The 23663-nt window shown below is 71.2% G+C and carries 18 protein-coding genes and 1 tRNA gene; 13 read left to right on the top strand and 6 right to left on the bottom strand.

All coding sequences use genetic code 11. The annotated features are described in order from the left end of the window. Window positions 1-7: 7 nt before the first annotated feature. The 9 genes from GTY47_RS32100 to GTY47_RS32060 all read left to right on the top strand — a co-directional run bounded on the left by GTY47_RS32100 (window position 8) and on the right by GTY47_RS32060 (window position 10202). The gene (locus GTY47_RS32100) at window positions 8-1363 is read left to right on the top strand and encodes a ThuA domain-containing protein (protein ID WP_029181593.1); all 1356 of its coding nucleotides are present in this window, start codon (window positions 8-10) and stop codon (window positions 1361-1363) included. A gap of 105 nt (window positions 1364-1468) precedes the next feature. Beyond that, window positions 1469-2689: an inositol-3-phosphate synthase gene (locus GTY47_RS32095; protein WP_040904058.1), complete on the top strand. Its 1221-nt coding sequence runs from the start codon at window positions 1469-1471 to the stop codon at window positions 2687-2689. Between the two features lie 128 nt (window positions 2690-2817). After that, window positions 2818-3735 (top strand): SCO3242 family prenyltransferase, encoded by a 918-nt coding sequence (locus tag GTY47_RS32090; RefSeq protein WP_202458908.1) that lies wholly within the window; start codon window positions 2818-2820, stop codon window positions 3733-3735. Further along, window positions 3732-4727 carry a sugar phosphate isomerase/epimerase family protein gene (locus tag GTY47_RS32085; RefSeq protein WP_010045910.1) on the top strand — a complete coding sequence of 332 codons (996 nt, stop codon included), beginning with the start codon at window positions 3732-3734 and terminating at the stop codon, window positions 4725-4727. Before GTY47_RS32090 ends, GTY47_RS32085 begins: the two co-directional genes overlap by 4 nt. Beyond that, entirely contained in the window at window positions 4724-5554 is an 831-nt protein-coding gene (locus GTY47_RS32080; RefSeq protein WP_010045907.1) for an EboA domain-containing protein, read from the top strand. The genes GTY47_RS32085 and GTY47_RS32080 overlap by 4 nt, the downstream gene beginning before the upstream one ends. After that, window positions 5554-6474, top strand: coding sequence for a TatD family hydrolase (locus tag GTY47_RS32075; protein WP_010045905.1), 921 nt, complete (start codon window positions 5554-5556; stop codon window positions 6472-6474). The genes GTY47_RS32080 and GTY47_RS32075 overlap by 1 nt, the downstream gene beginning before the upstream one ends. Before the next feature lie 3 nt (window positions 6475-6477). Beyond that, window positions 6478-7647: a metabolite traffic protein EboE gene (gene eboE, locus GTY47_RS32070; RefSeq protein ID WP_010045903.1), complete on the top strand. Its 1170-nt coding sequence runs from the start codon at window positions 6478-6480 to the stop codon at window positions 7645-7647. Continuing rightward, on the top strand, window positions 7644-9062 hold the full coding sequence (locus GTY47_RS32065) for a nucleotide pyrophosphatase/phosphodiesterase family protein (protein ID WP_010045901.1): 1419 nt from the start codon (window positions 7644-7646) through the stop codon (window positions 9060-9062). Before eboE ends, GTY47_RS32065 begins: the two co-directional genes overlap by 4 nt. An 81-nt stretch (window positions 9063-9143) precedes the next feature. Next, entirely contained in the window at window positions 9144-10202 is a 1059-nt protein-coding gene (locus GTY47_RS32060; RefSeq protein ID WP_010045899.1) for a sugar phosphate isomerase/epimerase, read from the top strand. 68 nt (window positions 10203-10270) lie between these two features. Here GTY47_RS32060 and GTY47_RS32055 read toward each other — a convergent pair whose 3' ends face one another. The 5 genes from GTY47_RS32055 to GTY47_RS32035 form a co-directional block, all read right to left on the bottom strand. Then, window positions 10271-11656, bottom strand: coding sequence for an OFA family MFS transporter (locus GTY47_RS32055; RefSeq protein WP_010045898.1), 1386 nt, complete (start codon window positions 11654-11656; stop codon window positions 10271-10273). A 1-nt stretch (window position 11657) separates the two neighbouring features. Then, a complete protein-coding gene (locus GTY47_RS32050; protein ID WP_010045897.1) occupies window positions 11658-13046 on the bottom strand; it encodes an OFA family MFS transporter in 1389 nt (462 codons plus the stop codon). A gap of 122 nt (window positions 13047-13168) precedes the next feature. Then, window positions 13169-15313, bottom strand: coding sequence for an acetate--CoA ligase family protein (locus tag GTY47_RS32045; RefSeq protein WP_010045895.1), 2145 nt, complete (start codon window positions 15311-15313; stop codon window positions 13169-13171). Between the two features lie 4 nt (window positions 15314-15317). Further along, on the bottom strand, window positions 15318-16553 hold the full coding sequence (frc, locus tag GTY47_RS32040; protein ID WP_010045894.1) for a formyl-CoA transferase: 1236 nt from the start codon (window positions 16551-16553) through the stop codon (window positions 15318-15320). 10 nt (window positions 16554-16563) lie between these two features. Further along, complete coding sequence (locus GTY47_RS32035) at window positions 16564-18246, bottom strand: thiamine pyrophosphate-binding protein (protein ID WP_010045893.1); 1683 nt, start codon at window positions 18244-18246, stop codon at window positions 16564-16566. Window positions 18247-18389: 143 nt separating this feature from the next. Here GTY47_RS32035 and sucC point away from each other — a divergent pair, with 143 nt between their 5' ends. The 3 genes from sucC to GTY47_RS32020 are packed head-to-tail and all read left to right on the top strand — an operon-like array spanning window position 18390 to window position 22003. After that, window positions 18390-19520 (top strand): ADP-forming succinate--CoA ligase subunit beta, encoded by a 1131-nt coding sequence (sucC, locus tag GTY47_RS32030; protein ID WP_010045892.1) that lies wholly within the window; start codon window positions 18390-18392, stop codon window positions 19518-19520. 9 nt (window positions 19521-19529) lie between these two features. Next, window positions 19530-20417 (top strand): succinate--CoA ligase subunit alpha, encoded by an 888-nt coding sequence (sucD, locus tag GTY47_RS32025; RefSeq protein ID WP_010045889.1) that lies wholly within the window; start codon window positions 19530-19532, stop codon window positions 20415-20417. 44 nt (window positions 20418-20461) lie between these two features. Further along, on the top strand, window positions 20462-22003 hold the full coding sequence (locus GTY47_RS32020; protein WP_029181591.1) for an aldehyde dehydrogenase family protein: 1542 nt from the start codon (window positions 20462-20464) through the stop codon (window positions 22001-22003). A gap of 64 nt (window positions 22004-22067) precedes the next feature. Here GTY47_RS32020 and GTY47_RS32015 read toward each other — a convergent pair whose 3' ends face one another. Then, a complete protein-coding gene (locus GTY47_RS32015) occupies window positions 22068-23399 on the bottom strand; it encodes a DUF2254 domain-containing protein (RefSeq protein WP_010045885.1) in 1332 nt (443 codons plus the stop codon). A 142-nt stretch (window positions 23400-23541) separates the two neighbouring features. Between GTY47_RS32015 and GTY47_RS32010 the strand changes: the two genes are divergently transcribed. Then, window positions 23542-23626, top strand: a tRNA-Leu gene (locus tag GTY47_RS32010). Window positions 23627-23663 lie beyond the last annotated feature (37 nt).

Here is a 23663-nt window from a genome sequence, read left to right as displayed (position 1 = left end):
GGCCGACATGCGATCGACCAGCAGATACGCGACGGGAGTCGTGGGCGCCGCCCTGCTCCTGGGGTGCGTCTCGGGCCCGGCCTCGTCCCAGGACGACACCGAGGGCAAGCGGGTCCTGGTCTTCTCCAAGACCGCCGGCTTCCGGCACGACTCCATCCCCGAGGGCGTCGCGGCGGTGAAGCAGCTCGGCGGACAGGGCGGTTTCACCGTCGACGCGACCGAGAACGCGGGCGCCTTCACCTCGTCCAACCTGCGGCGCTACGACGCGGTCGTGTTCCTGTCGACGACCGGAGACGTCCTCGACGCCCGGCAGCAGCGCGCCTTCGAGGGCTACATCCGCGCCGGCGGTGCCTACGTCGGCGTGCACGCCGCCGCCGACACCGAGTACGACTGGGCGTTCTACGGCGGCCTCGCCGGCGCCTACTTCCAGTCGCACCCGGCGATCCAGCCCGCGACCGTGCACGTCGAGGACCACGCCCACCCGGCGACCTCCGGACTGGAACGGGCGTGGAACCGCACCGACGAGTGGTACAACTACCGCTCAAACCCGCGGGAGAGAGCCCACGTCCTCGCCTCGCTCGACGAGTCGTCCTACACCGGCGGCACCATGCAGGGCGACCATCCGATCGCCTGGTGCCAGAACTACCAGGGCGGCCGTTCCTTCTACACCGGCGGCGGCCACACCAAGGAGTCCTACGCCGAACCCGCCTTCCGCACGCACCTGCTGGGCGGAATCCGCTGGGCCATCGGTGAGGCCGAGGCCGACTGCCGACCGGAGACGGGCTACCGGCCGCTCTTCGACGGCACTCCCGCCTCGCTGGACGACTGGCGGCAGGCGGGCCCGGGCTCCTTCACCCTCTCCGACGACGGCACGCTCACGTCGTCGGGCGGCATGGGCATGCTCTGGTACGCCACGTCGGGCTTCTCCTCGTACTCCCTGAAGCTCGACTGGAAGATGGCCAGCGACTCCGGCGACGACAACTCCGGCGTCTTCGTGGGCTTCCCGGCCTCGGACGACCCCTGGTCGGCGGTGAACAACGGCTACGAGATCCAGATCGACGCGACCGACGCCGCGGACCGCACCACCGGCGCGGTGTACGGCTTCAAGTCCGCCGATCTCAGGAAGCGCGACCGTGCGCTGAACCCGCCGGGGGAGTGGAACACGTACGAGATCCGCGTGGAGGGCGAGCGCCTCCGCGTGTGGCTCAACGGCGTGCAGATCAACGATTTCACCAACACCGACCCGGCCCGGAGCCTCGTCGACGGACACCTCGGCATCCAGAACCACGGAGCCGAGGACAAGGTGTCCTTCCGCGACATCCGGATCAAGGAACTGCCCGCGAAGGTCTCGCAGGGCGACTGAGCGGCGGCGGGCGGGGGACGCCGGACTCCCGCCCGCCGTCTTCACCTCTCCGGCGTCCTCACCTCCCCGCTGGGGTCCTGTCCTGGTACGACAAGGAGGCTGCCGATGTCAGTGTCCCGTTCCGAGTCCCGTGTGGGGGTGTGGCTGATCGGAGCGCGCGGCTCCGTCGCCACGACCGTCGTGGCGGGCTGCGCCGCCGTGACGGCGGGTCTGCAACCGCCGACGGGCATGGTGACCGAGACGCCCCCCTTCGCCGACAGCGGCCTGCCGGCCCTGTCGTCCCTCGTCTTCGGCGGACACGACACACTCGACTGCCCCCTGCCCAAACGCGCCGAGGCACTGGCGGCCGGGGGAGTGCTGCCGCCGGGCCTCACCTCCGCCGTCACCGCCGAACTGGCCGCCGCCGACCGTGATATCAGGCCCGGCGGCCCCCTGACCGGGGACACCCGCGACGCCGACGAACTGATCGCCGCCTTCGCGGCCGACATCCAGGACTTCGTGCGGCGCCACGGCCTGTCCCGTGCGGTGGTCGTGAACGTGGCCTCCACGGAAGCCGCGCCCACCGGCGACGCCCTCCCGCCGAGCTCCCTGTACGCCGCGGCAGCCCTGCGCGCCGGGTGCCCCTACGTGAACTTCACCCCGTCGACCGGCCTGCACCACCCCGCGCTGGCCTCGCAGGCACGGTCGTCCGGTCTCCCCTACGCGGGCCGCGACGGCAAGACCGGTCAGACCCTGCTGCGCTCGGTGCTGGGCCCGATGTTCGCCCAGCGGGCCCTGACCGTCCGCGCCTGGTCCGGCACGAACCTGCTCGGTGGCGGTGACGGTGCAGCCCTGGCCGACCCGGCCGCCGCGGCGGCCAAGAACGCCGGCAAGGAACGCGTCCTCGCCGACACCCTCGGCACCACCCCGCAGGGCGAGACCCACATCGACGACGTCCCCGCCCTCGGCGACTGGAAGACCGCCTGGGACCACATCGCCTTCGACGGCTTCCTCGGCACCCGCATGATCCTCCAGACCACCTGGCAGGGCTGCGACTCCGCCCTGGCGGCACCCCTCGTCCTCGACCTCGCCCGTCTGACCGCCCGTGCCCACGAGTCGGGCCTGTCCGGCCCGCTCGACGCCCTCGCCTTCTACTTCAAGGACCCCGTGGGGGACGCGCCGTCGGGCCTGGCCGAGCAGTACGAGGCACTGATCGGCTTCGCCCACAGCCTTCGGGGAGCGGAGCCGGCGGGACCGGGGGAGGGCGCGGGGCTCCCGCAGAGCGCCGGAGAGGGCCGCGAACTCCGCCCGGGGGAACAGACCAACGGGACGGAGGGCCTGCGGTGAGGCGGCGCGAACGCCCTTGCGGAGCCTCAGGCGGCACGGGTGACACCTCCCATGAAGGGGACGCCGGCGGCACGGCGCCCCGCGGCTGCACCAGCCGCCCGGCACGGGTACGCGCCTGGGCCGAACTCCTGCGCCTCCCTGCCCTGTTCAGCGTGCCGGGCGACGCACTCGCCGGCACGGCCGCGGCCGGCGCACCGCCCAACGCCCGCACCCTGCTCGCCATCGGCTCCTCCCTCTGCCTGTACGGGGCCGGCATGGCCCTCAACGACTGGGCGGACCGCGAGGTGGACGCCGTCGAACGCCCCCACCGCCCCCTGCCCTCCGGCCGCATCCGGCCCGCCGCCGCGCTCACCGCCGCCTGTGCCCTCACCGGAGCCGGACTGGCCCTGGCCGCCCGCGCCGGCCGCCCCGCCCTGGCCGTCGCCGCGCCCCTGGCGGTGACCGTCTGGGCGTACGACCTCACCCTGAAGCACACAACGGCCGGGCCCGTGGCCATGGGCGCGGCCCGCGGACTGGACCTGCTCCTGGGCGCCGCGGCCACCACCGGCCGTACCCGCCGGGCACTGCCCTCCGCCGCCCTCCTCGGCACCCACACCCTGGCCGTCACGGCGGTCTCCCGGCAGGAGGCCCGGAGCGGCTCACCTCTGACTCCCCTGGCGGCGCTTGCGACGACGGCCCTGCTGACCCGCCTGGTGACGCACCGCCTCGCGAGTCCCCCGAAAGGCGGTCGGGAAGCAGCCGCCCACGTCCTGCCGGGCCTGCCGCCCGCCCGTCCCCGAGGGCGCGAGCCGGGCCGACAGCCCGTGGCACACCTCACCACCGCCCTCGCAGCCGCCTACGCCGCGACCACCGCCCGCCCCTACGTCCACGCCGCCCTCAATCCCTCGCCTCCTCTCACCCAGCGAGCGGTCGGCGCCGGCATCCGCGCCACGATCCCCCTCCAGGCCACCCTGACCGCCCGCTCCCGGAGCACGGCCACCGCCCTCCTCATCGCGGCCCTCGCCCCGCTCGGAGCGAGGTTCGGGAAGAAGGTGAGCGTCACATGAGCTCCGAAGCCCGAGCCCCCGGCAGCCGAGCCACCCCAGCAGGGCCCGCCCTGCCTTCCCTCCGCTTCGGCTACGGCACCAACGGCCTGGCCGACCTCCGGCTGGACGACGCGCTCCGCCTTCTCGCCGACCTCGGATACGACGGAGTCGGGCTGACCCTCGACCACATGCACCTCGACCCGCTTGCCCCGGACCTCGCCACCCGCACCCGCCGGGTCGCGCACCGGCTGGACGCGCTCGGACTGGACGTCACCGTGGAGACGGGCGCCCGCTATGTGCTCGACCCGCGCCGCAAACACGGCCCCTCCCTGCTGGACCCGGACCCGGATGACCGGGCTCGTCGTGCCGACCTCCTCCTCCGCGCCGTGCGGGTCGCGGCCGACCTCGGGGCCCACGCGGTCCACTGCTTCAGCGGGACCGTCCCGGAGGGCACCGACACGGACACCGCGTGGAAGCGCCTCGCCGAGAGCCTCACGCCCGTCCTGGCCGCCGCCGCGTCCGCCGGCGTTCCGCTCGCCGTCGAGCCCGAGCCGGGGCACCTCCTCGCCACCCTGGCCGACTTCCATCACCTCCGCCGCATCCTCGGCGACCCCGAACCCCTCGGCCTCACCCTCGACATCGGCCACTGCCAGTGCCTCGAACCCCTCCCTCCCGCCGACTGCGTGCGCGCCGCCGCCCCGTGGCTGCGGCACGTCCAGATCGAGGACATGCGGCGCGGTGTCCACGAGCACCTCCCCTTCGGGGACGGGGAGATCGACTTCCCGCCGGTCCTGGCGGCCCTCGCCGCCACCGGCTACCAGGGGCTGACCGTCGTCGAACTGCCCCGCCACTCCCACGCCGGTCCTCACCACGCCGGACACTCCCTCCCGTTCCTCCGTCACGCCGAGCAGACCGCGCCCACCGGCTCGCCACGTCCTGCTCCGGCTCTCCAGCAGGCCGCGCCACCCCACGGCGCTCCCTCCACCGCCCCTGAAGGGAGCAGCACCCCATGACCCACCCCCGCACCACCCCGGCGGCGAGAACCGACGCCTCCCAGGGCGCCCGAGCCCACGAGAACACCGCCGCCCGGGACACCCAGGACCACGAGGCCGCCGTCGCACGGGACAGCCAGGACTCCGACCCCCTGGCCACCGCGGACACCCACAGCACCCAGACCACCCCCGACACCGCCCTCACCTCCTCGCTGGACGACCTCCGCCGCCACCTCACCACCCACCTCGACCCCGCCGCCCGTGCCTGGCTCGAGCACGCCCTCGACGAGGCCGCCGCCCACCCCGGCATCCACGGGCCGATCTCCGCGTGGGAACTGCGCCTCGCCGAGGCCGGCCGTCGCTGCGGTGCCGCCCACGCCGATGCCGCACGCGTCCTCATCCTCGACGCGGCCCGGGCCGGCACCGACGCCCTGACCCGGGTGTACTTCCAGGGCACCGCCGACGAGCGCCGTGCCGTCCTGCACGCCCTGCCCCACCTCGTGTCCGGCCCCGGCGCCCTCCCGCTCGTGGAGGACGCCCTGCGCACCAACGACACCCGGCTCCTCACCGCCGCCGTCGGCCCGTACGCCGCCCGGCACCTGGCCCCCCACGAATGGCGCCATGCCCTGCTGAAGTGCCTGTTCACCGGCGTCCCCGTCGAACACGTGGCGGACCTGTCCCGGCGTGCCCGGGGCGACGGTGAACTCGCCCGCATGCTGGGCGACTACGCCGCCGAGCGCACCGCGGCCGGCCGCACCGTCCCCGAGGACCTGTACCGCGTCCTGGACCTGACCGAGTCCGTGACTCTGCCCCCCGGCACGGACCACCCCCACGGCAAGGAGTCCTGATGCGCATCTTCGACCCCCACATCCACATGACGTCCCGCACCACGGACGACTACGAGGCCATGCACGCCGCCGGTGTCCGCGCCGTCGTCGAGCCCTCCTTCTGGCTCGGTCAGCCCCGCACCTCGCCCGCCTCCTTCCTCGACTACTTCGACTCCCTCCTCGGCTGGGAGCCGTTCCGTGCGGCCCAGTACGGCATCGCCCACCACTGCACGCTGGCGCTCAACCCCAAGGAGGCGAACGACCCGCGCTGTGTGCCCGTGCTGGACGCACTGCCCCGGTATCTCGTCAAGGACAACGTCGTGGCCGTCGGCGAGATCGGCTACGACTCCATGACCCCCGCCGAGGACACCGCCCTCGCCGCCCAGCTCCAGCTCGCCGCCGACCACGGCCTGCCCGCCCTCGTGCACACCCCGCACCGCGACAAGCTCACCGGTCTGCGCCGCACCCTCGACGTCGTCCGGGAGTCCGCACTGTCGCCGGAACGCGTCCTGATCGACCACCTCAACGAGACCACCGTCAAGGAGGCCAGGGACAGCGGCTGCTGGCTGGGTTTCTCCGTCTATCCGGACACCAAAATGGACGAGGAGCGGATGATCGCGATCCTGCGCGCCTACGGCACCGAGCAGGTCCTGGTCAACTCCGCCGCCGACTGGGGAAAGAGCGACCCCCTCAAGACCCGCAAGGTCGGCGACCTGATGCTGGCCGAGGGCTTCGGCGAGGACGACGTCGACCAGGTGCTGTGGCGCAACCCCGTCGCCTTCTACGGGCTCAGCGGCCGCCTGAACCTCGACGTCGCCGGCACGGAGGCCACCCACGAGGGCAACTCCATCCTCCGCGGCGTCCCGAAGGACCCGCACGAGCCGGACCTCGGCCCGGGAGACGGCGACGGACCGGCCCGCGTCCCCGCCGCGGGGGCGTGAACCATGCGCTTCCGGCACCCCGACGGCTCCACCGTCCACCTCGCCTACTGCACCAACGTGCACCCCGCCGAGACCCTCGACGGCGTCCTCGCGCAGCTCCGCGACCACTGCGAACCCGTCCGCCGCCGCCTGGGCCGCGACCGGCTCGGCATCGGGCTGTGGCTCGCCAAGGACGCCGCCCACGCCCTCGACACCGACCCGTCCGCACTGCGCGGCCTGCGCACCGAGCTCGACCGGCGCGGCCTCGAGGTCGTCACCCTCAACGGCTTCCCGTACGAGGGCTTCGGCGCCGAAGAGGTCAAGTACCGCGTCTACAAGCCGGACTGGGCCGACCCGGAACGCCTCGACCACACCACCGCCCTGGCCCGCGTCCTCGCCGGGCTCCTCCCCGACGACGTCGCCGACGGCACCATCTCCACCCTCCCCCTCGCCTGGCGCACCGCGTACGACGACGAACGCGCCAAGACCGCCCGCACCGCCCTGCGCACCCTCGCCGAACGCCTCGACGCCATCGAGGAGCTGACCGGCCGCTCCGTCCGCGTCGGGCTGGAACCGGAACCCGGCTGCGTCATCGAGACCACCCGCGACGCCATCGCACCGCTCACCGCGATCGCCCACGACCGCATCGGCATCTGTGTCGACACCTGCCACCTCGCCACCTCCTTCGAAGACCCGCACACCGCCCTGGACGCCCTCGGCGAGGCCCGCGTCCCCGTCGTCAAATCCCAGCTCTCCGCCGCCCTGCACGCCGAACACCCCCATCTGCCCGAGGTCCGCGAGGCCCTCGCCGCCTTCGCCGAACCCCGCTTCCTGCACCAGACCCGCACGGCCACCGCCGTCGGCCTGCGCGCCACCGACGACCTCGGCGAGGCCGTCGCGGGCCACGCACTGCCCGACGGCGCACCCTGGCGCGCCCACTTCCACGTCCCCCTGCACGCGGCCCCCGCCGCACCCCTCACCTCCACACTCCCGGTCCTGAAGACCGCACTCACCCGGCTCGTCGGCGGCCCGGCCCCGCTCACCCGCCACCTGGAGGTCGAGACCTACACCTGGCAGGCCCTCCCGTCCGAGCTGCGCCCCCGTGGCCGCAGCCAGCTCGCCGAGGGCATCGCCGCCGAACTCACCCTCGCCCGTGACCTGTTGACGGACCTCGGACTGAAGGAGCTGCCGTGAGCACCGACCTGTCCGCCCCGGGCGCACACCCGGACCGCACGGGACCCACCCCGCTCCTCGTCCTCGACGTCGTCGGACTCACCCCCCGTCTCCTCGACCACATGCCCCACCTCAAGGCGCTCGGCCAGTCCGGCTCCCGCGCCCCGCTCGGGACCGTCCTGCCCGCCGTCACCTGCGCCGCCCAGTCCACGTTCCTCACCGGCACCATGCCCTCGGAGCACGGCATCGTCGGCAACGGCTGGTACTTCCGCGAACTCGGCGACGTCCTCCTCTGGCGCCAGCACAACGGCCTCGTGGCCGGTGACAAACTCTGGGACGCCGCCCGCCGCGCCCACCCCGGCTACACCGTCGCCAACATCTGCTGGTGGTACGCCATGGGCGCCGACACCGACATCACCGTCACCCCCCGTCCGGTCTACTACGCCGACGGCCGCAAGGAACCCGACTGCTACACCAGGCCGGCCGCGCTGCACGACGAACTCACCGAAGAACTCGGAACGTTCCCCCTCTTCCACTTCTGGGGCCCGGGAGCGGACCTCGTCTCCAGTCGGTGGATCATCGACGCGACCCGCCACATCATCCGCACCCGGCACCCCGACCTGACGCTCTGCTACCTCCCTCACCTCGACTACGACCTCCAGCGCTTCGGCCCCGACGACCCGCGCTCCCTGAAGGCGGCCGCCGACCTGGACGCCGCCGTGGCACCGCTCCTGGACGACGCCCGCGCCGAGGGCCGCACGGTCGTCGCGCTGTCCGAATACGGCATCACCCGGGTGAACCGGCCCGTCGACATCAACCGCGACCTGCGCCGCGCCGGCCTGCTGGAGGTGCACACCCAGGACGGCATGGAGTACCTCGACCCGATGGCGTCCCGTGCCTTCGCGGTCGCCGACCACCAGATCGCCCACGTCTATGTGCGCCGCCCCGAGGACCTCGACGCCGCCCGGGCCGCCCTCGACGGCCTGCCCGGCATCGAGCAACTCCTCGACGACGAGGGCAAGAAGGCCCACCACCTCGACCATCCGCGCGCCGGCGAACTCGTCGCCGTGGCGGAACCGGACGCCTGGTTCACGTACTACTACTGGCTCGACGACGCCCGCGCCCCCGACTTCGCGCAGCTCGTCGAGATCCACCGCAAACCCGGCTACGACCCGGTCGAGCTCTTCATGGATCCCCTCGACCCCTACGTCAAGGTCAAGGCGGCCACCGCACTGGCGCGCAAGAAACTCGGCATGCGCTACCGCATGGCGGTCGTGCCCCTGGACCCCTCACCTATTCGCGGCAGCCACGGCCGCCTTCCGGCGAGCGACGACGACGGTCCGCTCCTCATCTGCTCCACCCCCCGCGCTGTCGGCGACCGCGTCGCGGCCACCGATGTGAAGTCACTGCTGCTCCGACTCGCCGGTCTCGACTGAGGCCGCAACCCTCAGTCCCGACTGGTCACAAGTGAAGCACTCACCACTGACAACGCCCTGCGATCACGAGGAGATCCACGCATGAGCCGCTTCTCCCAGCCCGACCCCGAGCTCAGCCACCGCCTCAGCAGACGAGGCATGCTCGGCGTGGCCGCAGGCGCCACCGCCGCCGCCCTGCTCGGTGCCGCCGCCCCCGCGACAGCCGCCACCGGAAACGTGTCCGGAGCCACCGGCACGGCCGCCGGCGCCAAGGGCCGCGGCCGCCCCGTCCTGCCGCCCGGCCGCCTCGGCATCCAGCTCTACAGCCTCCGCGACAAGGTCTCCACGCTCGGCTTCGGCCCCGTCTTCGCCGAACTGGAGAAGTACGGCTACGACGAGGTCGAGTTCGCCGGCTACACCCAGGGCTCGGCCGGCCCCATCACACTCGCCCAGCTCAAGCGGCTGGCCCGGAACCACGGCCTGAACCCGATCGGCAGCCACGTCGGCTACTACTCCAGCGACCCGAACGCCTACACCTTCGCCCAGAACCTCACCAAGGTCCTCGACGACGCCCAGGCCCTCGGCCTCAAGCACATCGGCACGGCCTCCGGCCCGTTCCGCTACGGCTCGACCGTCGACGCGTGGAAGCGCGCCGCCGAGGACTTCAACACCTACGGCGCGGCGGCGAGGGCCCGGGGCATGAAGTTCTACCAGCACAACCACTCCGAGGAGTTCAGCTTCGCCACCGACAACCCGAAGGTCCGCCTCTACGACGTCCTGCTCAAGGAGACCGACCCGGACCTCGTCCACCTGGAGATGGACATCTACTGGGCGTACGTCGGGCAGTTCCGCTTCTCCGAGCGGCCCGACGGCACGCCCGCCCCGTTCGAGCCGCTGGACTACGTCCTCAAGCAGCCCGACCGCTACCCGCTGTTCCATGTGAAGGACGGGGAGAGCGACCCGTCGAACCCGTACGGCTACCGCATGACCGACGTCGGCGACGGTGACATCGACTACCAGCGGTTCATCTCCGCCGTGACCCGGCTGCGCGGCCACCGCATGGCCCACCACTGGCAGGCCGAGCACGACAACCCGGCGGAGTCCTTCACCTTCGCGCGCCGCTCCAGCGCGCACCTGCACTCGCTGCGGGAGAAGTGCTGAGGGCCGTACCGGCATGAGGAGGCCCCTCCCCGGCGGGGAGGGGCCTCCTCATGTAAGTGGGGGGACGGTCAGTTCACCGGCTGTGCCTGGCCGTGTCCCGGCTGGCGCAGCAGCAGCGCGACCGCCGCCGCGAGCATCGACACGCCCCCGGCGAGCGCGTACGCGCCGTTGTAGCCCCAGGCCGCGACCACCATGGAGCCCAGCCCGCCGCCGAACAGGCCGCTGATCAGCTTGCCGCTGTAGATCAGCCCGTAGTTGCTGGCGTTGTAGTTCTCCCCGAAATAGTCCGGGGTGAGCGCCGCGAACAGCGGATAGAACGCGCCGCCGCCGAAGCCGGAGAGGAACGCGAAGAACAGGAACAGCCACTCGCTCTTCAGGTCGCCCGCCCAGATGACGCCGAACTGGGCGAGGCCCAGGACGACGATGACGAACACCAGGGTGGACTTGCGGCCCCACCGGTCGGACAGCCAGCCCACCACGCCGCGGCCGACGCCGTTGACGACCGCCATCACGCCCATGGACGACGCCGCCACCAGCGGGCCGAAGCCCACCTCCTTGGCGAAGTCGACCTGGAAGGAGATCCCGAAGATGGACACGCCGGCGGTCATCACCACGGAGAGCCACATCAGCGGCAGCATGCCCGTCCTGATGGCCTCCTTCGGGGTGTACTGGCGCACCGCCGGAGGGTTCTTGGCGAGGCTCGTGGCGTTCTTCCGGTCGCCGGAGTGGGTCAGCGGATCGATGTCGGCCGGCCACCAGTTCTTCGGCGGGTCCTTGAAGAAGAACGCGCAGGCCAGCACCACGATCATGACGTAACAGCCGATGAGGTCCAGGACGCGGTGGTAGTTCGCCGTGTCGAAGCCGTAGTTGAAGATGAAGATGAACGGCAGCGACCCGTACGCGAACCCGCCGTTGACGAAGCCCGTGCGGGCGCCCCGCCGTTCCGGGAACCACTTGCCGACCATGTTGATGCAGGTGGCGTAGACGAGCCCGGCGCCGATCCCGCCGACCACGCCGAAACCGAGGATCGCCAGCAGCACGTTGTCCAGGTGCGACAGGGCGAGGAACCCCAGCAGGCACATGCCGGACCCGAGGTACATGGCCGTGCGCGCCGTCAGACGGCCCTTCTCCCGCAGCCAGCCCGCGGGGAAGGCGATGCCGGCCTGGAAGAACACCCATACGCTGAGGATCCAGAAGGTGTTGCTCTGCGTCCAGCCGTGCGCGTGGGACAGGGTGTCCTCCGCGGAGCCGTACGCGTACTCGAAGACGCTGATGGCCATCATGGCGATCCACGGCAGATACACCATGAGCTTGCGCGAGTGCCCCAGGATGTCCCGGTCGGTCTCACCGACGCGGTAGACGCGGCCGTGGGAGTCGGTGACCTCGCGGTAGGGACGGTGTGCGGCGTCGGAAGGTGTGGACGAACTGCTTGCTGCGTACGGATCTGCCGTCATGTCAGGCTGTGTCCTCGCCGAGCGGTTGCGGGTTGGGTGCGATGCGGCGCCTTTCCTTGTCGCGTCCCGGCGGGGTCAGGAACAGTGCCACGCAGCCGGCGAAGAGGGAGATGGAGCCGGCCACGATGAACGCACCGGAGTGTCCCCAGGCGCTGACGACCACGGCACCCATGCCCGCGCCCAGTCCGGAGACGAGTTTGGCGCTGTAGACCATGCCGTAGTTGGACGCGTTGTTGTTCTCGCCGAAGTAGTCGGCGGTGAGGGCCGCGAACATCGGGAAGATGGCGCCGCCGCCGAAGCCGGAGATCGCGGAGAAGATCAGGAAGAGCGTGAGGTTCTTGCTCTCGGCCGACCAGAGGATGCCGTACTGGGCGAGGCCCAGGATGAGGCAGACCACGAGCAGGCACCGCTTGCGGCCGTAGAGGTCGGAGAGCCAGCCGATGACCCCGCGGCCGGTGCCGTTGACGACCGCCTTCAGGGACATGGCCGTGGCCACGATGCCGCCCGCGAATCCCGCTTCCTCGCCGATGTCCACCTGGAAGGCGATACCGAAGATGTTCACGCCGGACGTACACGCCAGGCAGAACCACATCAGGGCCACCCGGCCGGTCTGCCACGCCTCCTTGGGGGAGTACTGTCGCACCGCCGGCGGGTTCATCCGCAGGGAGCGCGCCGCGCGCGGGTCGTCCGGCGGGTTCAGCGGGTCGATCGTGCTGGGCCACCAGTTCTTCGGCGGGTCCTTGAAGAAGTAGCCGGAGCACGCGACCAAAGCGGCCAGGAACACACCCACCGAGACCAGTACCCAGCGGAAGTTGGTCAGGTCCATGTAGCCGTTGAAGAGGAAGACGAAGGGCACCGAGCCGTAGGCGAAGCCGCCGTTGACGAAGCCGGTCTTGCCGCCCTTCCGCTCCGGATACCACTTGCCGACCATGTTGACGCAGGTGGCGTACACCATGCCCGCGCCCATGCCGCTGAACATGCTGAAGCCGATGTAGGCGAAGACCACGTGCGGCGCGAAGGCAAGCGACAGATAGCCCAGCAGCGTGCCCGTCGCGCCGAGCATCATCGCCCAGCGGGCCGGAAGTTTTCCGCTCTCACGCAGTTTGCCCGCGGGGAAGGCCACCGCGGCCTGGAAGAAGACCCACACGGTCATCATCCAGAAGATGTGCATGCTGTCCCAGTGGTGCGCGGTGTGCAGGGTGTCCTCGGCGGACGCGAACGCGTACTCGGCGGAGGAGATGCCCATCATGCCGATCCACGGCAGGATGACCATCCACTTGCGTTTGCGGCCCATGATGTCGATGTCGGTCTCACCGATGCGGTAGACGCGTCCGTTCGCGTCCGTGACCTCTCGGTAGGGAACCGTGGTGGGCAGATCGGTCGTTGTCATGTCGTGTCGCACCCCTTGCGTCGAAAGATCTGGCCAGCGCCCCCTGTCCCATGCCTTTCGTGCGCGTGCGGGTCCCGGGGCCGGCCGACGCGCACCGTCGGCCGGCCCCCCGCTCCCTCACCTCATGTACCGCCCCCCAGCCGCCCCGCCTCCCGCGCCCAGCGGTACTTCGCCCCGAGCACGGCCACCGGCTTCTCGGTCGTGTACGGGTAGGCCACGACCCCGCGCTCGAAGAGGTACTGGCAGGCCTCCTCGACCTCCACGTCCCCGGCGAGCGACGCCACGACCGGCTTCTCGATACCGCGCTCCCGGAACTCGGCCACCACGCGCGCGGTGAGCTCCGCGAAGACCATGGGAGGGGTGACGATGGTGTGCCAGTAGCCGAGGACGAGCGCGTGGATGCGCGGATCCTCCAGCCCCAGCCGGATCGTCGCCTCGTACGTCGACGGCGGCTCGCCCCCCGTGATGTCCACGGGGTTGCCGGCGGCCCCGAAGGGCGGGATGAACTTCCGGAACGCCTCGTCCAGGTCGGGCGGGATCTCCATCAGTGACAGGCCGTTGTCCGTCACCGCGTCCGAGAGGAGCACACCGCTGCCGCCGGCCCCCGTGATGATCACGACGTTGTCGCCCTTGGGAGCGGGGAGCACGGGCAACGCGCGCGCGTACTCCAGCATGTCGTTCAGCCCCGGCGCCCGGATCACCCCGGCCTGCCGCAGGATGTCGTCGTACACGGCGTCGTCGCCCGCCAGGGCGCCGGTGTGCGAGCCGGCCGCCTTCGCGCCCACCGCCGTACGCCCCGCCTTCAGCACGACCACGGGCTTCTTCGGCACGGTCGCCCGCGCGGCCTCCACGAAGGCCCGCCCGTCCTTGAGGTCCTCCAGGTGCATCGCGATGCAGTCGGTGTGCGGGTCCTCCCCGAACCAGGTCAGCAGGTCGTCCTCGTCCAGGTCCGACTTGTTGCCGAGCCCGACGATCGCCGACACACCCGTCTTGGTGGTGCGCGCGAAGCCCAGGATGGCCATCCCGATGCCGCCCGACTGCGAGGTCAGCGCCACCCCGCCCTTGACGTCGTACGGCGTGCAGAACGTGGCGCACAGGTCCTGCCAGGTCGAGTAGTAGCCGTAGATGTTCGGCCCCAGCAGCCGCACTCCGTACCGCTCGGCGATCGCCACGATCTCCGCCTGCAGTTCGTGTTCACCGGTCTCGGCGAACCCGGACGGAATCAGCACGGCGTTCGGGATGCCCTTGCGTCCCACCTCCTCCAAGGCGGCGGCCACGAACTTGGCGGGAATAGCGAAGACCGCCACATCCACCTCACCGGGAACGTCCGTGACACTCTTGTACGCCTTGCGGCCCAGAATGTCATCGGCCTTGGGATTCACCGGATGGATGTCGCCCGCGAAACCTCCGTCGACGAGGTTGCGCATCACCGAGTTGCCGATCTTGCCCTGCTCGTTGGAAGCACCGATGACGGCGACCGCACTCGGCTGCATCAGCCGGCGCATCGACGTGAGGATCTCGTCCCTCGAGTACTTCCGGCGAGGCGCGGGCTGCGACTCGGCGAGGATGACCCGGATGTCGGCCGCCACCGCCCCCTCCGCGGTGGCGATCACCGGATTGAGGTCCACCTCCGCGATCTCCGGGAAGTCCGCGACGAGTTGCGACACGCGGCGGATCTGCTCGGCGACGGCCCACCGGTCCACGCCGGCCTGGCCGCGCACTCCGCGCAGGATCTCCGCCGACCTGATGGAGTCCAGCATCGACAGCGCCTCGTCGGCGTCCACCGGCGCGAGCCGGAACGTGACGTCCTTGAGCACCTCGACGAGCACCCCGCCGAGACCGAACGCGACCACCTTCCCGAACGTCGGGTCCGTGACCGCGCCGACGATGACCTCCTGCCCCTTGGGCAGCAGCTCCTGCACCTGCACGCCCGAGATGCGGGCATCGGCGTCGTAGGCGCGCGCGTTGTCGATGATCGTGTGGAACGCGGCCCGTACGTCCGTCGCGCCCTCGACCCCGACGATCACGCCGCCGGCGTCGGTCTTGTGCAGGATGTCCGGCGAGACGATCTTCATCACGACGGGCCCGCCGAAGCGCGCCGCGAACGCCACGGCCTCGTCCACGTCGGTCGCCAGCTCCTCGCCCGGTACGGAGATCCCGTACGCGTCGGCGATCACCTTGCCCTCGGGCGCGGTCAGCGCGGTCCGTCCCTCGGCCCGCACGGAGTCCAGGAGGGACCGCACCCGCAGGAGGCGGTCTTCGGCCATCACGTCAGATCACTCCGTTCGACTTGAGCAGGCGCACTTCCTCGTCGCCGAGGCCGAGTTCGCCGACGTAGACCTCTTCGTTGTGCTCGCCGAGGAGCGGCGAACTGGTCACCTCGACGGGGGAGTCGGACAGCTTGAGCGGGCTGCCGACGGTGACGAACTCACCGCGCTCGGGGTGCGGGACGGTGACGACCATCTCGTTGGCGACCAGTGACCGGTCCTCGATGATCTCCCTGGTGGAGAGGATCGGCCCGCACGGGATGTTGTGGGCGTTGAGCCGCTCCAGCACCTCCCACTTGGGCAGCGTCGAGGACCACTCCTCGATCAGCTGGAACATCTTGTTGAGCTTGGGCAGCCGCGCCTCGGGCGTCGCCCACTCGGGGTCGTCCGCCAGCTCAGGCCGGCCGATGAGCTCGCTGATCGGCCGCCAGCCCACGGGCTGCACGATGACGTACACGTAGTCGTTCGGGCCGCCCGGCGCGCACTTGACCGCCCAGCCGGGCTGGCCGCCGCCGGACGCGTTACCGGACCTGGGAACCTCGTCGCCGAAGTCCTCGTTGGGATATTCAGCGAGCGGCCCGTGTGCCAGGCGCTGCTGGTCCCGCAGCTTCACCCGGCACAGGTTCAGTACGGCGTGCTGCATGGCCACGTTGACCCGCTGCCCGCGCCCGGTGCGCTCCCGTTGGTAGAGCGCGGCGAGGATGCCCGCCACGGCGTGCACACCCGTCCCCGAGTCCCCGATCTGGGCCCCCGTCGCCAGCGGCGGCCCGTCCTCGAATCCGGTGGTCGACATCGACCCGCCCATGGCCTGCGCGACGACCTCGTACGCCTTGAAGTTGGTGTACGGGCCCTCGCCGAACCCCTTGATGGAGGCGTAGACGATCCGTGGATTGATCTCCTGGATGCGGTCCCAGGTGAAGCCCATCCGGTCGACCGCGCCCGGCCCGAAGTTCTCGACCATGACGTCGGAGCGCCGGATCAGCTCGGTGAGGATCTCCTTGCCGCGCTCGGTCTTGGTGTTGAGGGTGATGCTCCGCTTGTTGCAGTTGAGCATCGTGAAGTAGAGGGAGTCGACGTCCGGCAGGTCACGCAGCTGCTTGCGCGTGATGTCGCCGGTCGGCGCCTCCAGCTTGACGACGTCCGCGCCGAGCCAGGCGAGCAGCTGGGTCGCCGACGGCCCGGACTGGACGTGGGTCATGTCCAGGACGCGGATGCCTTCGAGGGCCTTGGTTCCTGTCATCGCGGGCACCTCACTTGTACATGGTCTGGTTCATGGTTCCGGGGGCGTACGCGTCGGGGTCGACCCAGACGTTGATCAGGGACGGCTTGCCCGACTCGCGGGCGCGCCTGAGGGCCGGGCCGATGTCGGCGGGGTCGCGGACCTCCTCGCCGTAACCGCCGAGCATCCGGGCGAACTTGTCGTAGTGGACGTCGCCGAGGGTGTTGCCGATCCGCTCGCGGTCCTTGCCGTACTTGGCGGCCTGGCCGTAGCGGATCTGGTTCATGGAGGAGTTGTTGCCGACGATGCCGACGAAGGGGAGGTCGTAGCGGACGAGGGTCTCGAAGTCCCAGCCGGTGAGGGAGAACGCGCCGTCGCCGAAGAGCGCGACGACCTCCTTGTCGGGCCGCGCCTGCTTGGCCGCCAGCACGAAGGGGACGCCGACGCCGAGCGTGCCCAGCGGACCCGGGTCCATCCAGTGACCGGGTGACTTGGGCTGCACGACCTGCCCGGAGAAGGTGACGATGTCGCCGCCGTCGCCGATGTAGATCGAGTCCTCGGTGAGGAAGTCGTTGATCTCGCTGACCAGCCGGTACGGGTGGATCGGTGAGGCGTCCGACTTCAGGTTCGGCAGCCGCTTCTCCAGAGCGGTCTGCTCGGCCGCCCGCAACTCGTCCAGCCACTCCTTGCGCTTCGACGCGCCGCCGTTGATCCGCCCGGAGGCCGCCTCGGCCACCGACTTCAGCACCAGCCCGGCGTCGCCCACGATGCCGAGGTCGATGTCGCGGTTCTTGCCGACCGTCCGGTAGTCGAGGTCGATCTGCACGACGGTCGCGTCCGGCGACAGCCGCTTGCCGTAGCCCATGCGGAAGTCGAAGGGCGTACCGACGATGACGATGACGTCCGCATTGGAGAAGGCGTACCGGCGCGACAGCTGGAAGTGGTGCGGGTCGCCGGGCGGCAGGGTGCCGCGGCCGGCGCCGTTCATGTACGCCGGGATGTTCAGCGTGCGCACCAGCTCGATGGCCGACTCGGTGCCCCGGGTCGTCCACACCTGGCTGCCGAGCAGGATGGCCGGTTTCTCGGCGTGCACCAGCAGGTCGGCGAGCTTTTCGATCGCCTCGGGGTCGCCGGCCGAGCGGGTCGAGGCGCGGTAGGCGCCGGTCTGCGGCACGCGGGCCTTGGACGCGGGCACCTTGGCGTCCAGCACGTCGCGCGGGATCTCCAGGAAGGAGGGGCCGGGCGCGCCGTGGAAGCACTCGCGGAACGCCATGGACACCATGTCGGCCGCACGCGCCGTGTCCGGCACGGTCGCCGCGAACTTGGTGATGGGGTTCATCATGTCGACGTGCGGAAGGTCCTGGAGGGACCCCATCTTGTGCTGGGTGAGGGCCCCCTGACCGCCGATCAGCAGCATCGGCGACTCCGCGCGGAAGGCGTTGGCGACACCGGTGACGGCGTCGGTCGTCCCCGGTCCCGCGGTGACCACCGCGCAGCCTGGCTTGCCGGTGATGCGCGCGTAACCGTCGGCGGCGTGGGCGGCGACCTGCTCGTGACGGACGTCGATGACCTCGATGCCCTCGTCGACGCAGCCGTCGTAGATGTCGATGATGTGGCCGCCGCACAGTGTGTAGATGCGCTCGACCCCCTCGGCCTTCAGCGCCTTGGCTACGAGATGACCACCGGAGATCACGTCCTGGGTGTCGTCGGGCATGGCGAAGTCCTGTCCCTTCGTAGGGGGTTGGAACGGCTCGCAGTACATTGCATACAGTCGACGAATACTGTATGAAGCTTGTTATCCCGCATCCGGTGGGGTGGTGTCCAGGGGGCGTGCGGCACTTTCAGTCAGGAGCCGAAATGGACCTGTACGAACACCAGGCAAGGGAACTCTTCGAAGAACACGGCATCTTGGTGCCGCGGGCCGAGGTGACGGACTCACCCAAGGAGGCCCGTGAGATCGCACGCCGGCTCGGCGGCCGGGTCGTGGTGAAAGCCCAGGTGAAGACCGGTGGGCGGGGCAAGGCAGGCGGTGTGAAGCTCGCCGCGGACCCGGCAGCCGCCGAGCTCACCGCCCGTCAGATCCTCGGTATGGACATCGAGGGACATCGGGTCGGCACGGTGATGCTGGCCCAGCCCGTGGACATCGGGACCGAGTTCTACGTGTCCTACGTACTCGACCGCGCGGCGGGCGGTTTCCTCGCGATCGCCTCGGCCGAAGGCGGTATGGACATCGAGGAGGTCGCCGCCACCCGTCCCGACGCCGTGGCCCGCGTCCCCGTCGACCCCGCCGAGGGCGTCACCTCCGCGAAGGCGGGCGAGATCGCCGAGGCGGCCGGACTGCCGCCGCAGACCGTCGACGTCCTGGTACGGCTCTGGGAGGTCCTGGTCCGCGAGGACGCCCTCCTCGTCGAGGTCAATCCGCTCGTCCGCACCAGGCAGGGGCAGATCCTCGCCCTCGACGGCAAGGTCACCCTCGACGACAACGCCCGCTTCCGGCAGGCACGCTGGGGCGCGGACGACACCGAACACGACGACGCGCTGGAAGCGGCGGCCGCCGCCAAGGGCCTCAACTACGTCAAGCTCGACGGCGAGGTCGGCGTCATCGGCAACGGCGCCGGACTCGTCATGTCGACCCTGGACGTGGTCGCGGGCTGCGGCGCGCGTCCCGCCAACTTCCTCGACATCGGCGGCGGGGCGAGCGCCCGGATCATGGCGGACGGACTGTCGGTCATCCTCTCCGACCCGGCCGTGAAGTCCGTCTTCGTCAACGTCTTCGGCGGGATCACCGCCTGCGACGCCGTCGCCGACGGCATCGTCCAGGCGCTGGACACCGTCCGCCTCACCAAGCCGCTCGTCGTGCGCCTCGACGGCAACAACGCGCCCCGGGGCCGCGCCATCCTCGACGAGCACGCGCATCCGCTGGTCCAGCAGGTCACCACCATGGACGGCGCCGCCCGCCGTGCCGCCGAACTCGCCACCACAGCCTGAGGGGACGTCATGGCCATCTACCTCACCAAGGAGAGCAAGGTCCTCGTCCAGGGCATGACCGGAGGCGAGGGCATGAAGCACACCCGGCGCATGCTGGCCGCCGGCACGAACGTCGTCGGCGGCGTCAACCCGCGCAAGGCGGGCCGCACCGTCGACTTCGACGACCGGGCCGTCCCCGTCTTCGGCACGGTCGCCGACGGGATGCGCGCGACCGGGGCCGACGTCACCGTCGTCTTCGTCCCGCCCGCCTTCGCCAAGGCGGCCGTGGTCGAAGCCGCCGACGCGGGCATCGGCCTCGCGGTCGTGATCACCGAGGGCATCCCCGTCCACGACTCCGTCGCCTTCACCGCGTACGCCAGGGAGAAGGGCACCCGGGTCGTCGGCCCCAACTGCCCGGGCCTGATCACCCCCGGCCAGTCCAACGCGGGCATCATCCCGGCCGACATCACCAAACCGGGCCGCATCGGCCTGGTCTCCAAGTCGGGCACGCTGACGTACCAGCTGATGTACGAGCTCCGCGACATCGGCTTCTCGACGTGTGTCGGCATCGGCGGCGACCCGGTCGTCGGCACCACGCACATCGACTGCCTCGCCGCCTTCCAGGAGGACCCCGACACCGAACTCATCGTCCTCATCGGCGAGATCGGCGGCGACGCGGAGGAGCGGGCGGCGGCGTACGTCCGCGAGCACGTCACCAAGCCGGTCGTCGGCTACATCGCCGGGTTCACCGCACCCGAGGGCAAGACCATGGGGCACGCCGGCGCCATCGTGTCCGGCTCGTCCGGCACCGCGCAGGCGAAGCAGGAGGCGCTGGAGGCGGCCGGGGTGAGCGTGGGCAGCACGCCGACCGAGACCGCGCACCTCGTGCTCGCTCGCCTCGGAGAACAACGGCAGTGAGCCAGGTCCCGCCCCCGACCGTGCACCGAGAGCGGAGCAACCCGATGGCACCCACCCTCACCCTCAAGTCCGGAACGGGCTGGCCCGACGCGTGGCAGCGCTGCCTCGCCGTCGCGCCCGAGGCCTTCCGCGACGAGCGGGTCCTCAACCTCTGGAACGCCGCCTGGCAGGCGGACGGCCGGGTCCTGCCCGCCGTCAGCCCCGTCGACGGCAGCCGGATCGCCGGCCCGCCGCGCCTGGACGGGGCCACCGCCCGCCAGGCCGTGCGCGCCGCCCTCGACCAGCACCGCGCCTGGCGTCACGTACCGCTGCCGGAGCGCCGGGCCCGCGTCGCGGCCACCCTCGACGTCCTCGCCGAACACCGCCGACTGCTCGCCCTCCTGCTCGTCTGGGAGATCGGCAAGCCCTGGCGGCTCGCCCTGGCGGACGTCGACCGCGCCATCGACGGGGTCCGCTGGTACGTCGACGGCATCGAGGAGATGGTCACCGGCCGGGCCCCGCTGGACGGACCGGTGTCCAACATCGCCAGCTGGAACTACCCGATGAGCGTGCTCGTTCACGCAGTGCTGGTCCAGGCACTGGCAGGCAACGCGGTCATCGCCAAGACCCCGACCGACGGCGGCGTCGCCTGTCTGACTCTCGCCTCGGCGCTCGCCGCCCGCGAGGGGATCCCAGTGACCCTCGTCAGCGGCAGCGGAGGCGAGCTGTCCCAGGCGCTGGTGCGGGCGCCCGAGATCGGCTGCGTCTCGTTCGTCGGCGGCCGCGACACCGGCGCCGCGGTGGCCACGGCCGTCGCCGACCTCGGCAAACGACACGTCCTCGAACAGGAGGGACTCAACACCTGGGGCATCTGGAACTACTCGGACTGGGACGCGCTCGCGGCGGTGGTCCCCAAGCTCTTCGACTACGGCAAACAGCGCTGCACGGCATACCCGCGCTTCGTCGTCCAGCGGCACCTGTTCGACGCGTTCCTGGCGGCGTACCTCCCGGCGGTCCGCACGCTCAGGGTCGGTCACCCGCTCGCCGTGGAGCAGCCTGACGACCCGTACCCCGAGCTGGACATCGGGCCGGTCATCAACGCGGCCAAGGCGAAGGAACTGCAGGACCAGGTCGCCGAGGCGATCGAGCGCGGCGCGGTACCGCTGCACCGCGGCAGTCCGTCCGACGCCCGTTTCCTGCCCGGCCAGGACACCTCGGCCTACGTCCAGCCGGTCACGCTCCTCAACCCGCCCCGGTCCTCTCCGCTGCACCACGCGGAGCCGTTCGGCCCGGTCGACACCATCGTCCTGGTCGACACGGAGGCGGAGCTGCTGGCCGCGATGAACGCCTCGAACGGCGCGCTGGTGGCCACGTTGTCCACGGACGACCGGGCGACCTACGAGCGACTCGCACCGCAGATCCGCGCGTTCAAGACCGGCCACGGCCGGCCCCGTTCCCGCGGCGACCGTGACGAGCTGTTCGGCGGGCTCGGCGCGTCCTGGCACGGCGCGTTCGTCGGCGGTGAGCTGCTGGTGCGCGCGGTGACACGGGGACCGGCGGGGGAGCGGCTGCCGGGCAACTTCCCGGAGTACCAGATGCTGCCCTGAGGCCAGGCCGTCGCGACCGGCGCCGGATCACCACGCGGTCGTCACCGCGGGTCTCCGGCGCCGGTCAGCCGATGCCCTGCCGGTCCGGGCGCAGGGCGAACGCCCGGTCCGCGGGGGCCGGCCCGGACCGGTCCACCGCCTGCCGGAGCAGCTCGCGATGGCGGAGCAGCGGCTCCCGCCGTTCCGGCGGCACGAGCATGAGCAGGTCGTCCAGCCCGGCCAGCATGCGCCGCGAGACCTGCGGGCTCCCGGTGGCGCACCCCCGTACCTCGGTGAACCCGAGATCCACCAGCTGGGTCCACCCCGGCACGGGCTGCACCAGCCGTACCGCCCCGCGCCGGTCCCGGTGCAGGGCGGCGTCGAGCGGTCGCCGGCCGAGCGCGGCCAGGAACTGGACGATGCGGTCCAGCGCCTGGACGGCGGTCGTCGGATCGTTGATCGCGGGTGACAGGGCGCGCAGCGCGATGTCGGACAACTGGCGCAGTCCGAAGCCGAGATCCTGGTGGTAGGTCCGCTCCACCCCCACCGAGATCGTGTAGCGCAGGGCCCTGCGCGACGGGGCCGGCCCGCCGTGCACGGCCAGCACGGGAGTGCCGGGCACCACGAAGTCGCCGATCCGCGGGATCAGCCGCAGCACGACCCCGTGCTTGCGCGCCACCCGCACCAGTCGCGCGATGTTCACGTCCCGCAGCACCCCCGCCCGGCCCTCGTGCGGCACCCACGCGGTCGCGGCACCGAGACGGGCGGCGTCCGGCCCGCCCGCCGGCACGGGCATCGAGGTGGCCACCCGGAACGACTCCGCGGCGATCCGCGTGATCACATGGCTGATCCGCATCAGCCGCAAGGTGGTGTTCACGTACAGCACGAAGAGCAACAGGCTCAGCGCGACCATGCAGAGGGTGAGGACCGACTGCACCAGCGGAACCGTGGTGACGGCACGCGGGTCGTCGGTGGTGTCGAAGGAGGTCAGCACCAGCAGGGTCAGCACGAAGGTCGCCAGGAAGACCGCGAAGGTCGCCTTGGTGATCCGGCTCCGGACGAAGAGCCGTACCACGCGCGGGGTGAACTGCCCGCTCGCCATCTGCACGGCCACCAGCGAGATGCTGAAGACCACGCCGATGAAGGTCATCATCGCCGAGCTGACCGTGCTCACCACGGCCTTCGCGTCCTCCGCGAACCGCAGCAGCTCGTCGAGCGTGTCGTAGTCGCGGTCGTCCTGGAGCGCTTCGACGACGGCCGTGTCCAGCGCCCGGGCCCCCACCCAGACCACGAAGACGCTCACCATCGCCGCGGTCGGGGCGAACCAGAACGTGTCCCGCAGATGCTCCCTGAGCGGCGACAGCGCACGGGGGCGGCGCCCCGCGTTGGGTCTCTGCGTAACCATCCAGTCACTCATGGTGTGACCCTAGGTGCATCGGGCGGCGAGGTCCCGGACCCCCGCCCTGGGGAAGGAAACGCAGGTGAAAGGCACTGCGAAACCTTGGTATGGTTGTCCATGTCGCCGCGGGGCAGAGCCCTGGCAAGGCGGCAGACACCTGGTCCGGGTGGCGGAATGGCAGACGCGCTAGCTTGAGGTGCTAGTGCCCTTTATCGGGCGTGGGGGTTCAAGTCCCCCCTCGGACACTTACTTGGTATTCCTCGCATGCCGGGCTGCGATGAC

Origin of the sequence: Streptomyces sp. SID5464 (assembly GCF_009862985.1) — a bacterium.
Classification (GTDB): domain Bacteria; phylum Actinomycetota; class Actinomycetes; order Streptomycetales; family Streptomycetaceae; genus Streptomyces; species Streptomyces chartreusis_D.
This window is presented reverse-complemented; position numbering and strand designations above follow the sequence as displayed.

Coding starts and splice junctions, on each gene's coding strand:
- sucD (WP_010045889.1), top strand. CDS start 19,530: ATGGCCATCTACCTCACCAAGGAGAGCAAGGTCCTCGTCCAGGGCATG.
- GTY47_RS32015 (WP_010045885.1), bottom strand. CDS start 23,399: ATGAGTGACTGGATGGTTACGCAGAGACCCAACGCGGGGCGCCGCCCC.
- GTY47_RS32095 (WP_040904058.1), top strand. CDS start 1,469: ATGTCAGTGTCCCGTTCCGAGTCCCGTGTGGGGGTGTGGCTGATCGGA.
- GTY47_RS32060 (WP_010045899.1), top strand. CDS start 9,144: ATGAGCCGCTTCTCCCAGCCCGACCCCGAGCTCAGCCACCGCCTCAGC.
- GTY47_RS32075 (WP_010045905.1), top strand. CDS start 5,554: ATGCGCATCTTCGACCCCCACATCCACATGACGTCCCGCACCACGGAC.
- frc (WP_010045894.1), bottom strand. CDS start 16,553: ATGACAGGAACCAAGGCCCTCGAAGGCATCCGCGTCCTGGACATGACC.
- GTY47_RS32085 (WP_010045910.1), top strand. CDS start 3,732: ATGAGCTCCGAAGCCCGAGCCCCCGGCAGCCGAGCCACCCCAGCAGGG.
- GTY47_RS32100 (WP_029181593.1), top strand. CDS start 8: ATGCGATCGACCAGCAGATACGCGACGGGAGTCGTGGGCGCCGCCCTG.
- GTY47_RS32035 (WP_010045893.1), bottom strand. CDS start 18,246: ATGCCCGACGACACCCAGGACGTGATCTCCGGTGGTCATCTCGTAGCC.
- GTY47_RS32050 (WP_010045897.1), bottom strand. CDS start 13,046: ATGACAACGACCGATCTGCCCACCACGGTTCCCTACCGAGAGGTCACG.
- sucC (WP_010045892.1), top strand. CDS start 18,390: ATGGACCTGTACGAACACCAGGCAAGGGAACTCTTCGAAGAACACGGC.
- GTY47_RS32055 (WP_010045898.1), bottom strand. CDS start 11,656: ATGACGGCAGATCCGTACGCAGCAAGCAGTTCGTCCACACCTTCCGAC.
- GTY47_RS32020 (WP_029181591.1), top strand. CDS start 20,462: ATGGCACCCACCCTCACCCTCAAGTCCGGAACGGGCTGGCCCGACGCG.
- GTY47_RS32045 (WP_010045895.1), bottom strand. CDS start 15,313: ATGGCCGAAGACCGCCTCCTGCGGGTGCGGTCCCTCCTGGACTCCGTG.
- eboE (WP_010045903.1), top strand. CDS start 6,478: ATGCGCTTCCGGCACCCCGACGGCTCCACCGTCCACCTCGCCTACTGC.
- GTY47_RS32080 (WP_010045907.1), top strand. CDS start 4,724: ATGACCCACCCCCGCACCACCCCGGCGGCGAGAACCGACGCCTCCCAG.